At 72.0% G+C, this 11,702-nt stretch carries 10 protein-coding genes; 2 read left to right on the top strand and 8 right to left on the bottom strand.

Features of this window, described 5'->3' with window-relative positions:
• Window positions 1-171 precede the first annotated feature (171 nt).
• The 8 genes from Q0195_RS13595 to Q0195_RS13630 form a co-directional block, all read right to left on the bottom strand.
• Window positions 172-1,464 (bottom strand): thymidine phosphorylase, encoded by a 1,293-nt coding sequence (locus Q0195_RS13595; RefSeq protein WP_299279434.1) that lies wholly within the window; start codon window positions 1,462-1,464, stop codon window positions 172-174.
• Between the two features lie 39 nt (window positions 1,465-1,503).
• On the bottom strand, window positions 1,504-1,926 hold the full coding sequence (locus tag Q0195_RS13600; RefSeq protein ID WP_299279436.1) for a cytidine deaminase: 423 nt from the start codon (window positions 1,924-1,926) through the stop codon (window positions 1,504-1,506).
• A 44-nt stretch (window positions 1,927-1,970) separates the two neighbouring features.
• Window positions 1,971-3,245 (bottom strand): ABC transporter permease, encoded by a 1,275-nt coding sequence (locus Q0195_RS13605; protein ID WP_299279438.1) that lies wholly within the window; start codon window positions 3,243-3,245, stop codon window positions 1,971-1,973.
• Window positions 3,242-4,420 (bottom strand): ABC transporter permease, encoded by a 1,179-nt coding sequence (locus Q0195_RS13610; RefSeq protein WP_299279450.1) that lies wholly within the window; start codon window positions 4,418-4,420, stop codon window positions 3,242-3,244. The genes Q0195_RS13605 and Q0195_RS13610 overlap by 4 nt, the downstream gene beginning before the upstream one ends.
• 122 nt (window positions 4,421-4,542) lie before the next feature.
• Window positions 4,543-6,117 (bottom strand): ABC transporter ATP-binding protein, encoded by a 1,575-nt coding sequence (locus tag Q0195_RS13615; protein WP_299279440.1) that lies wholly within the window; start codon window positions 6,115-6,117, stop codon window positions 4,543-4,545.
• A 153-nt stretch (window positions 6,118-6,270) separates the two neighbouring features.
• Window positions 6,271-7,392 carry a BMP family ABC transporter substrate-binding protein gene (locus Q0195_RS13620; RefSeq protein WP_299279442.1) on the bottom strand — a complete coding sequence of 374 codons (1,122 nt, stop codon included), beginning with the start codon at window positions 7,390-7,392 and terminating at the stop codon, window positions 6,271-6,273.
• A gap of 147 nt (window positions 7,393-7,539) precedes the next feature.
• Entirely contained in the window at window positions 7,540-8,814 is a 1,275-nt protein-coding gene (locus Q0195_RS13625) for an amidohydrolase (protein ID WP_299279444.1), read from the bottom strand.
• Between the two features lie 20 nt (window positions 8,815-8,834).
• Window positions 8,835-9,938 (bottom strand): mannose-1-phosphate guanylyltransferase, encoded by a 1,104-nt coding sequence (locus tag Q0195_RS13630; RefSeq protein ID WP_299279446.1) that lies wholly within the window; start codon window positions 9,936-9,938, stop codon window positions 8,835-8,837.
• 98 nt (window positions 9,939-10,036) lie between these two features.
• Here Q0195_RS13630 and Q0195_RS13635 point away from each other — a divergent pair, with 98 nt between their 5' ends.
• Both Q0195_RS13635 and Q0195_RS13640 read left to right on the top strand, forming a co-directional pair.
• Entirely contained in the window at window positions 10,037-10,741 is a 705-nt protein-coding gene (locus Q0195_RS13635) for a succinate dehydrogenase cytochrome b subunit (protein ID WP_299279447.1), read from the top strand.
• 24 nt (window positions 10,742-10,765) lie between these two features.
• The coding region (locus Q0195_RS13640) for an FAD-binding protein (RefSeq protein ID WP_299279449.1) at window positions 10,766-11,702 on the top strand (937 nt) is incomplete at its 3' end.

Consider the following 11,702-nt stretch of genomic DNA (forward strand, 5'->3'; position numbering starts at 1 on the left):
GGTGCCCCGGAGCCCGCGCCGGCGGCTCCCGCCGCACCGGTGGCGCCGGCCGCGGCGGCGGGGCCCGCGGCGGGGCCGCCGCCGGCGGGTCGGACGGAGGTCCGCACCGGCCGGCTCAGGGCCGCGAGCGGGGCGGTGAGCTGCCAGCGCGGCCAGGACGAGGACGCCATGTCAGCCGGCGATCTTCTCGAGGACGACGTCACCCGCCCGGCGCTGCGGGCCGCCGTCGGCGATCTCGATCCCGCCGTCGAGCGCCTGGCGGGCCCGTGCGAACCGCTCGGGGGTGTCGGTGTGCATGGTGAGCAGCGGCTGCCCGGCGCGGACGCGGTCGCCCGGCTTGGCGTGCAGCTCCACCCCTGCGGCGGCTTGGACGGCGTCGCCCTGGCGGGCACGCCCGGCTCCCAGCCGCCACGCGCAGACCCCGACGGCGTAGGCGTCCAACCGGGTGAGCACCCCGTCCCGCTCGGCGGTGACGGTCTCGGTCTCCTTCGCGGTGGGCAGCGGGGCGTCGGGGTCGCCGCCCTGCGCACTGATCATCCGGCGCCACACGTCCATCGCCCGCCCGTCCCGCAGGGCCTCGCGCGGGTCGGCGTCGGTGCGGCCCGCGGCGTCGAGCATCTCCCGGGCCAGGGCGACGGTGAGGTCGACGACGTCCTGCGGGCCGCCGCCGGCGAGGACCTCGACGGACTCGCGGACCTCCAGGGCGTTGCCGGCGGTCAGGCCCAGGGGGGTGGACATGTCGGTGAGGAGCGCGGTGGTCCGCACTCCGGCGTCGGTGCCGAGCGCGACCATGGTGCGGGCCAGCTCGCGGGCGGAGTCGATGTCCTTCATGAACGCCCCGGAGCCCACCTTGACGTCCAGGACGAGGGAGTCGGTGCCCTCGGCGATCTTCTTGCTCATGATCGAGGAGGCGATGAGCGGGATGGCCTCGACCGTGGCGGTGGTGTCGCGCAGCGCGTAGAGCTTCTTGTCGGCGGGGGCCAGGCCCGTCCCGGCGGCGCAGATGACCGCGCCGACGTCCTCGAGCTGGCGCAGGATCTCCTCGTTGTCGAGGTCGGCCCGCCAGCCGGGGATGGACTCCAGCTTGTCGAGCGTGCCCCCGGTGTGGCCCAGCCCGCGGCCGGACAGCTGGGGCACGGCGACGTCGAAGACCGCGACGAGCGGCGCCAGCGGCAGGGTGATCTTGTCCCCCACCCCGCCGGTGGAGTGCTTGTCGGCGGTCGGCCGGCTCAGCCCGGAGAAGTCCATCCGCTCGCCGGAGGCGATCATCGCCGCGGTCCAGCGGAAGATCTCGTCCCGGTCCATGCCGCGCAGGAAGATCGCCATGGCGAGCGCGGACATCTGCTCGTCGGCCACCACCCCGCGGGTGTAGGCGTCCACCACCCAGTCGATCTCGGCGGGCGTGAGGGTGCCGCCGTCGCGTTTCGTCCGGATGATGTCGACGACGTCGAAGGGTTCGCTCATGGGCCCACCCTAGGACCCCGACCGGCAGCGCGCTGGGACCTACGGGCCGGTTCCGCCGCGCTGCTCCCAGTCGGCCAGGTGGTCCGGCCCGAAGGCCTCGGGCAGCACCTCGGTCATCGGGTGGATGCCGCTGGGGGTCTCGACGAGCAGCTCGGGCCCCCCGTGCTCCCAGAGCAGCTGGCGGCAGCGGCCGCACGGGACGATGACCGTGCCCTCACCGTCGACGCAGGTGAAGGCGACGAGGCGGCCGCCGCCGGTGGCGTGCAGCGCCGAGACGAGGCCGCACTCGGCGCACAGGCCCACGCCGTAGGAGGCGTTCTCCACGTTGCACCCGGTGACGGTGCGGCCGTCGTCGACGAGCGCGGCCGCACCGACCGGGTATCTCGAGTAGGGCACGTAGGCCCATTGCGTCATCTCCCGGGCGAGGGTGCGGAGCCGCTCCCAGGTGGTGTCGTCGATCATCGCGCTCCTCCTGCTCGCCCGGGACGCCGGTCCCGCGGGCCGGGCTACTTGACGTAGGGCTTGTTCTCCGCGGCGGGCGGGCGGACCCGCCCGACGAAGCCGGCAACCGCGAAGATGGTGATGACGTAGGGCAGCATGAGGAGGAACTCGCCGGGGATCCCGGAGCCGCCCATGGTGCTGAGCATGTTGGCCAGGTTGCGGGACAGGCCGAAGAGCAGCGCGGCGGCCATCGCCCCGATCGGGTTCCAGCGGCCCAGGATCATCGCCGCCAGGGCGATGAAGCCGTTGCCGGCGGACATGTCGCGGCCGAAGGCCAGACCGGAGCCGACGGTGAAGAACGCCCCGCCCAGCCCGGCCAGCGCGGAGCCGAGGATCGGGGTGACCCAGCGGGTGCGGATGACGTCGATGCCCACGGTGTCGGCGGCCTTGGGGTGCTCGCCGACGGCGCGCACCCGCAGCCCCCACCTGCTGCGGAAGAGGAAGAACTGCAGCAGGATGATCGCCGCGTACATGAGGTAGACGAGGATGTTCTGGTTGAACAGCACCGGGCCGAGGATCGGGATGTCCGAGATCACCGGGATCTCCAGGGGCGGCAGCCGGAAACGCTGGTTGAGCTCGGGGTTGTCGCTCAGCACGGTGGAGAAGAAGAACGTCGTCAGGCCGAGGACCAGGACGTTGAGCACGACACCGACGATGATCTGGTCCACCCAGTACTTCACGCTGAAGAACACGAGCAGGACGCCGACCAGGGCCCCGGCGACCGGCGCGGCGAGCACCCCGACGTAGGGGTTGCCGGCCAGCGAGGCGACGATCGCGGCGAGGAACGCGCCGGCGAGCAGCTGGCCCTCGATGGCGATGTTGATGACGCCGGAGCGCTCGCACATGACGCCGGACAGGGAGCCGAAGACGAGCGGGACCGACAGCGCCAGGCCGCCGATGAGCAGCGAGGTGATGGAGATCGTCGCCCCCGCACCCACCCAGGTGAGGAAGGCGAGGACGAAGGCGAGCCCGAACAGCGCCGGCGGCCACCAGCCCACCGGCTGACGGCGCAGCGCCCGCACGGTGGCGTAGGCGGCGAGGGCCGCCATGACCAGGGTGAGCACCCACAGCGCCCCCACTGTGGGCACCGCGATGTTCGGCAGCTCGGCGGCCTCCCCGCCGGTGGAGACGCGGAACGTCGTCTCGGTGCCGCCCTCGGTGAACAGGACGAAGCCCAGCAGCGAGATGACGGCGAAGGCGATCATGAAGCCCGGTGCACGCCACTTGACCGGGGGGACGATCACCTGGGGGCTCTCGGGAGCCATCGTTGCCTGGCTCATGCCGCAACCTCCTTCTTCACGACGGGCGCCGTCCTGCGCACCGACCGGTCGGGCGCCGGGAGGCGGAAGATGGCGCGCACCAGCGGGGGTGCGGCGATGAGCAGGACGATGATCGACTGCACGACGAGGATGATGTCGATCGGCGTCTGGGTGGTGGACTGCATGAGGAAGCCACCGGCCTTGAGCGCACCGAAGAGCAGGCCCGCCCACAGCGTGCCCCAGGGCCGGGCGCGGCCGAGGAGGGCCACGGTGATGGCGTCGAAGCCGTAGCTCGCCGCCACCCCCGAGGTGAGGACCTTCTCGGTGCCGAGGACCTGCGCGGAGCCGCCGAGGCCGGCGAGCGCACCGGCGACGACCATCGCGACGACGATGACCTTGTTGACGGACACACCGGCGGTGCGGGCGGCCTCAAGGTTGGCGCCGACGGCACGCAGCTCGAAGCCGAAGGTCGAGCGCTCCACCAGCCACCACACGAGCGCGGTCACCGCGATCATCAGCAGGAAGCCGAGGTGCAGCCGGAAGCCGCTGCCCAGCAGCAGCGGGTAGAGGGAGGTGTCCTTGATGTCCGGGGAGATCGGCAGCGAGGAGCCGCTGCGCTGGAACGCCGACTGGGTGAGCAGCCACCCGATGAAGTAGACGGCGATGTTGTTGAGCATGATCGTGACGATCACCTCGTTGGCGCCGGTGCGCGCCTTGAGCACACCGGCGACCCCGCCGTAGATGGCCCCGCCGAGCGCGGCCGCGATGACGGCCAGCACGACGTGCAGCACGACCGGCAGGTCGAGGGCGAAGCCGACGTAGCCGCCGACGATGGCGCCGGCGATGATCTGGCCCTGGCCGCCGATGTTGAACATGCCCGCCCGGAACGCCACCGCGATGCCGAGCCCGGTGAAGACGAGCGGTACGGAGAAGACCATGGTCTCCGTCAGCGGCCGGATCGCCCGGGTGAAGGTCTGGGCCCGGTAGTCGAAGATCGACCCGCGGAACAGGGCGTTGTAGGAGGAGGCGACGGCGTCCCACGCGGCGGAGAGCATGTCCCCGGGCCGTGCGAAGAAGTAGCCGGCCGTCTCCTGCACCCGGGCGTCGGCGCCGGCGATGAGGACGGCGCTGAGCACGAGCGCGACGACGATGGCGAGCAGGGTGACGAGCCAGCTGCCGGACAGGATGTCACGCACGACCTGTGCGGTGCGGGTGGTCGGCCGCTCCGCGGGGACCTGCTTCTGCGAGGCCGGGGAGTCCTCGGCCTGGGCGACGACGTCGCCCGGGTGCTCCTCCTTGTGCCGGATCTGCTCCTCGCTCACGGCGCCTCCTCACTCATGTCGTCGGCCGCGGCCAGGGCCGTGCGGTGCTCGGCGGACTGGACCCGGGCCTCCTCGAGCGGCACCCCGGCCATCATGAGGCCGAGGACGTCGCGGTCGGTGTCGCCGGGGACGACGCCGACGACCCGGCCCCGGTACATCACGGCGATCCGGTCGGCGAGCGCCATGACCTCGTCGAGCTCGCTGGAGACGAGCAGGACGGCGGTGCCGGTGTCCCGCTCGGCGACGAGCCGCTCGTGGATGAACTCGATGGACCCGACGTCCACGCCACGGGTGGGCTGGGAGGCGACGAGGACGCGCAGCGGCCGGGACATCTCCCGGGCCACGACGACCTTCTGCTGGTTCCCGCCGGAGAGCGTGGAGATGGGGTCGGTGACGTCGGTGAGCCGGACGTCGAACTCCTCGGCCCGCCTGCGGGCGTTGTCGATGACGACGTTCGGCAGCACGGTGCCCCACCGGGCGAAGGGCGGGGTGTCGTACAGGTCGAGGATGAAGTTCTCGGCGACCGTGAAGGAGGAGATGACGCCGCTGGTCGAGCGGTCCTCGGGGATGAAGCCGAGGCCGGCGCGCAGCCGCTGCTTGACCGTCGTGCCGACCATCTCCTTGCCGTCGATGCGGATGGAGCCGTGCAGCGGCTCGGTGAGCCCGAGGATGGTCTCGGTGAGCTCGGTCTGCCCGTTGCCCTGGACACCGGCGATGACGACGATCTCCCCGCGTCGGACGGTGAGGTCGACACGGTCGACGGCCAGGTTGCCCTTGGGGTCCAGGACGGTGAGCTCGGACAGGACGAGGGCGTCGTCGGTGGGCTCGGCCGGGTCCTTGTCCACCGCCATGCTCACGGCGCGCCCGACCATGAGGGAGGCGAGCTCGGACTCCGAGGACGTCGGGCTCGCCTCGCCGACGACCTTGCCCCGCCGGATGACGGTGATCGAGTCGGCGATGGCGCGGACCTCGCGCAGCTTGTGGGTGATGAAGACGATCGAGGTCCCCTCGGCCTTGAGCTGGCGCATGATCTCGATGAGCTCGTCGGTCTCCTGCGGGGTCAGCACCGCGGTGGGCTCGTCGAGGATGAGGACCTTGGCGTCGCGGGACAGCGCCTTGATGATCTCCACCCGCTGCTGCACACCGACGGGCAGGTCCTCGATGACGGCGTCGGGGTCGACGTCGAAACCGAAGCGGTCGGAGATCTCCTTGACCCGCTTGCGGGCTTCGCGGCGGTCGATGATGCCCAGCGGCCCGGCCGGCTCGTAGCCCAGGGCGACCGACTCGGCGACGGTGAAGACCGGCACGAGCATGAAGTGCTGGTGCACCATCCCGATGCCGGCGGCCACGGCGTCGCCGGGCCCGTCGAAGGTGACCGGCGTGCCGTCGAGCACGATCTGGCCGTCGTCGGGTTCGTACAGGCCGTAGAGCACGTTCATCAGCGTGCTCTTGCCGGCCCCGTTCTCACCGAGGAGCGCGTGGATCTCCCCCGGCTCGACGACCAGGTCGATGGCGTCGTTGGCGACGAGGGACCCGAAGCGCTTGGTGATGCCTCGAAGCTCGAGTTTCACTGGGCTGCTCCATTGGGATCGATGGCGGGGTGGGCCGCCGGTGTCCGGACGGGCGCCTGGTCCGGGAGGGTGGGGATGGGGTACGGCGCCCGGTACGGCGGCGGCCCGGTCGCCCTGGTGGCAACCGGGCCGCCGCGCGTGGTCTCTACCGGGTCACGGAGCGTTCGGCGTGTCCACGGTGATCTCGCCGGAGATGATCTGGTCCTGGAGCGCCTGGATCTGGTCCTGCAGCTCCTGCGGCACCTCGGCGCTGCCCAGCGCCAGGCTCACGCCGCCGTTCTCCAGGTCACCGATGTAGGGCTCGCCGGTGAAGTTGCCCGCGAGGGCCTCCTCGATGGTGGCGAAGACACCGGCACCGATCTCCTTGACGACGGACGCCATGACGATGTCGCCGTAGTCGGTGGACTCGGTCCAGTCGGAGTCGACACCCACGATCCACACGTCGCCGGCGTTCTCCGCGGCGGCGGCGGCACCCAGGCCGACCGGGCCGGCCACCGGCATGATGATGTCGGCACCCTGGGCGATGAACTCGTTGGTCAGCGCCTGGCCCTGGCCCTGGTCCTCGAAGCCGCCGGAGAACGTGCCGTCCTGCGCCTCCTTGTCCCAGCCGAGGACGGTGACGTCGGCGCCGTTGTCCTCGTTGTACTTCGCCACGCCGTCGACGAAGCCGTCCATGAAGATGCTGACGGACGGGATCGGCAGGCCGCCGAAGGTGGCGACGGTGCCGGTCTCGGTCATCCCGGCGGCGAGGTAGCCGGCGAGGTAGGCGGCCTCGGCGGTGTTGAAGATGATCGGCTTGGCGTTGTCGATCTCGACCGGCTCCGGCGGGTCGCCCTCGGAGAAGGTCGCGTCGACGAGGCCGAAGGCGAGGTCGGGGTTGGCCTCGGCGGCAGCCTGGATCGGGTCCTCCAGGAGGAAGCCGACGCCGATGGTGATGTTGCAGCCCTGCTGGACCATGGAGTCGACGTTGGGGCCGAAGTCGGCGTCGCTCTGCGACTCGGCGTCGTTGAGCTGGATGCCCAGCTCCGCCTCCGCACGCTTGGCACCCTCCATCGCCGACTGGTTGAACGACTGGTCGTCCCAGCCGCCCTGGTCGGAGATGAGGCAGGCGAGGAAGTCGCTCGCGGCGTCGTCACCGTTGCCGGTGTCGTCGGTCTGCTCGGCGGACGTCGTGTCGCCGCCCGGCTCCTCGGTCTCCTCCGGCGCGTCGCCGCACGCCGCGAGGGTCAGCGCGGCGACACCCGCCAGAGCGGTCGCGTAGATGGTTCTCTTCACGCTTGTCTCCTGGTCTTCGTAGGGCCGGTGGCCCGTGGGTCGTGGAGGACGGGCCGGATCGGCTGTGTAGCCGAAACTGTATGCCCGCACCCCCAGGACTTTGGTCACATCGTGAGAAATCGGATGGTGAATGTTACAGAAACGTTGCTATCGCGCCCGGGCCGGGGCCCCGCCCCGACCTGGCCTGACGCGCGCCGCAGGGCCGGCGGGAGCGGCCACCCGCGGCTCGTAGCCGGCGAGCTGGGCGGTGCGGGCGAGCACCCGCACCCCGATGCCGATCGCGCGCTCGTCGACGACCAGGTCCCCCTGGTGGAGGTCGTGCGCCGGACCGCCGGGGACCCGGGTGCCGAGCCGCACCATCGCCCCGGGCACCCGGGAGAGGTACCAGGCGAAGTCCTCCCCGCCGAGGGACTGCTCGGTGAGGACGACGGCGTCGCTGCCGACCACCTCACGGGTGGCGGTGTCGAGCATCCGCACGCACTGCTCGTCGTTGACCACCGGGGGCATCCCCCGCTGGTGGCGCAGCTCGACGTCGACCCCGTAGGGGGCCAGGAGGCCGTGGACGACCTCGTCGACGAGCGCCCCGGCGCGCTCCCAGGTCTCGATGTCGAGCGAACGCAGCGTCCCGGTGACCGACCCGACGGACGGGATGGTGTTCGGGGCCTTGCCCGCGTTGACCGCGCCCCAGGTGAGGTTGGCGCCGGAGCGGGGGTCGAGGCGGCGGTCGAGCACCGCCGGCAGCTCGGTGATGACGTGCCCCAGCGCGTAGACGACGTCGCCGGTGAGGTGCGGCCGGGAGGTGTGGCCGCCGGTGGAGCGCACGACGACGGTGACGTTGTCGGAGGCCGCGGTGATCGGTCCGATGCGCGAGCCGACCTTCCCGACCTCGATCTTCGGTGCGCAGTGCAGGGCGTAGATCTGCTCGACGCCGTCGAGTACACCCTCCTCGAGCAGCGCCTTGGCGCCGCTGGGCTGGACCTCCTCGGCGGGCTGGAGGACGAGGCGCACCCCCACGGGCAGCTGTCCCTCCTCGTGCAGCCGGGCGAGCACGAGCCCCGCGCCGAGGACCGCGGTGGCGTGGACGTCGTGGCCGCAGGCGTGGGACACGCCCGGGCGGCGGGAGCTGAAGGGCAGCCCGGTGGTCTCCGGCACCGGTAGGGCGTCGATGTCGCCGCGCAGCCCGATGCGGCGACGGCCGCGCTGCCGGGGGTCCGGCCCGATGTCGCACACGAGGCCGCTGCTCTGGGTGCGCCGCGGCCGGAGCCCGGCGGCGGCGAGCCGGTCGAAGAGCAGCGCCGTCGTCTCCTGCTCCATCCAGCCCAGCTCGGGGTTGGCGTGGATCTGCCGCCGGATCGCGATGAGCTCCTCCTCGAGCTCCGCGGTGAGCTCTCGGACGCGGTCGGCGGGCGGGACGTCGTTCACCCCTGCGACACTAGCGCGCATCACCGCAGTTCGTCGGGAACGCGGTCGACGACCTCCCGCAGCTGCTGGGCGTGCTCCGTCGTCGTGACGAGGAGGGCATCGGGGGTGTCGACGACGACGGCGCCCGGCACGCCGAGCAGCGCGACGAGCCGCCCGCCGTCGGTGACGACGACGGCGCCTTCGCTGTCCCGGGCCAGCGTCCCCTCCTGCGGGCCGAGGCCGGCGACGCCGTCGGCGCCCACCGGGAGCAGCCGGGCCAGGGAGCGCCAGTCGCCGACGTCGTCCCAGCCCAGCTCGGCGGGCACGACGGCCACCCCGCCGTCGGCGGCGACGGGCTCGGCGACGGCGTGGTCGATGGCGATGCGGGTGAGGCGGGGCCACTCGCGGGCCAGGACGGCGGCGCGGTCGGCGGTGTCCCACGCCCGGGCGAGGGTGACCACGCCGTCGTGAAGGGCGGGCTGGAGCCGCTGCAGGTGGCCGAGGAGCACCTCGGCGCGCACGACGAACATGCCGGCGTTCCACCGGTAGCGGCCGGTGGCGAGGTAGGCGGCGGCGGTCTGGGCGTCGGGCTTCTCGACGAAGCGCGCCACGTACCGGGCGGCGGGGGCGTCGGCGAGCCCGAGCGGGCTCCCCTCCTCGATGTAGCCGAAGGCGGTGGAGGGGTGGTCGGCCCGGATCCCGATGGTCACGAGGTAGCCCGCGCGGGCGGCGGCGACCGCCTCCCGGACGGCGGCGTGGAACGCCTCCGGCCGGCGGACGACGTGGTCGGCGGCGAAGGAGCCGAGGACGACGTCGCCGTGCCGCTCGCGGAGCAGGGCGGCGGCGAGGCCGATGGCGGCCATCGAGTCGCGCCCGGAGGGCTCGGTGACCAGGCCCGCCGCGGGGAGCGCGGGCAGCTGCTCACGTACGACGGCGGCGTGCGCCTCCCCGGTGACGACGAGGACCCCGTCCTCACCGGTGAGCGGCACGAGCCGGTCCCAGGTGGCCTGGAGCAGCGTGCGGCCCGTCCCGGTGAGGTCGAGCAGGAACTTCGGCCGCGACCGGCGCGACAGCGGCCACAGGCGGGTGCCGGCTCCCCCGGCGGGGACGACGGCGTGGAAGCCGGGGACGGGGCTGGTGGTCATGCGGGAAGCGTAGACGCGGCGCGGCGCGCCCGGTTCGTCCCGGTTCCGCGCCTCCGTCCGGGGCCGCGGTCAGGAGCACTCCCGGAGAAGTGGATACGATGCTGGTTGTGTCAACGACAACTTCTGCAGCGCGGCAGGTCAAGGGACTCCGCACGACGGTCGCCCTGAAGATCGTCATGGCCGTGACGGGGATCATCTTCCTGCTCTTCGTGCTCGCGCACATGTACGGCAACCTCAAGGCGCTCTCCGGCCAGGAGGCGTTCGACGACTACGCCCACCACCTGCGGGTGCTGGGCGAGCCGATGCTCCCCTACTCCGGGTTCCTCTGGGTGATGCGCATCGTGCTCGTCGTCAGCCTCGTCCTGCACGTGTGGTCGGCGGCCAGGCTGACACGGCGCAAGCGCGGGGCTCGCACCCAGAAGTACACGGTGAAGAAGGCGGTCGCCTCGACGCTGTCCTCCCGCACGATGATGTGGGGCGGCATCGCCCTGCTGCTGTTCGTCGTCTTCCACATCCTGCAGTTCACCACCCTGACGATCGAGGTCGGTGGCTCCTTCGACAGCCCGCACGAGCGCTTCGTCGCGGCCTTCGAGGTCTGGTGGCTGCTGGCGATCTACGTCGTCGCGATGGTCGCACTGGGCATGCACCTGCGGCACGGGGTGTGGAGCGCCGTGCAGACCCTCGGCTGGTCGAACCGGCGCCGCCAGCCGGCGATCAAGGCGGCCGCCCTGGCCGTCGCGCTCGTCGTCGTCGTCGGCTTCCTCCTCCCCCCGTTCGCCGTCGCCCTCGGCATCGTCAACTAGGCCCCGTGGAGTACGTGCATCCCCATGACTGAACAGCTGACCGACCAGCTCATCGCCGGCCTCTACCGGGAGGGCGACCCGATCGCCGACACCAAGGCACCGGCGGTGCCGATCGACCGTCGCTGGCGCGAGCGCCAGTTCGGTGCCCGCCTCGTCAACCCGGCCAACCGGCGCAAGCTCAGCGTCATCATCGTCGGCACCGGCCTGGCCGGCGCCTCGGCGGGCGCGACCCTCGGTGAGGCCGGGTACAACGTCAAGTCCTTCTGCTACCAGGACTCCCCGCGCCGGGCGCACTCGATCGCCGCCCAGGGCGGCATCAACGCGGCGAAGAACTACCGCAACGACAACGACTCCGTCTTCCGCCTCTTCTACGACACCGTCAAGGGCGGGGACTTCCGCGCCCGGGAGTCGAACGTCTACCGCCTGGCCGAGGTCAGCGCGAACATCATCGACCAGTGCGTCGCCCAGGGCGTGCCCTTCGCCCGCGAGTACGGCGGCCTGCTGGACAACCGCTCCTTCGGTGGTGTGCAGGTCTCCCGGACCTTCTACGCGCGGGGCCAGACGGGCCAGCAGCTGCTCATCGGCGCCTACCAGGCGCTGGAGCGGCAGGTGGCCGCCGGCACGGTGGAGATGTTCACCCGCCACGAGATGCTCGAGCTCGTCGTCGTGGACGGCCGGGCCCGCGGCATCATCGTCCGCGACATGGTCACCGGTGAGATCGAGACGCACATGGCCGACGCCGTCGTGCTCGCCACCGGGGGCTACGGCAACGTCTTCTACCTGTCGACCAACGCGATGGGCTCGAACACGACGGCCATCTGGCGGGCGCACCGCAAGGGCGCGCTCTTCGGTAACCCGTGCTTCACCCAGATCCACCCCACGTGCATCCCGGTGTCGGGCGACTACCAGTCCAAGCTCACCCTGATGAGCGAGTCGCTGCGCAACGACGGCCGCATCTGGG

This window comes from uncultured Georgenia sp. (genome assembly GCF_937958535.1).
Classification (GTDB): Bacteria; Actinomycetota; Actinomycetes; order Actinomycetales; family Actinomycetaceae; genus Oceanitalea.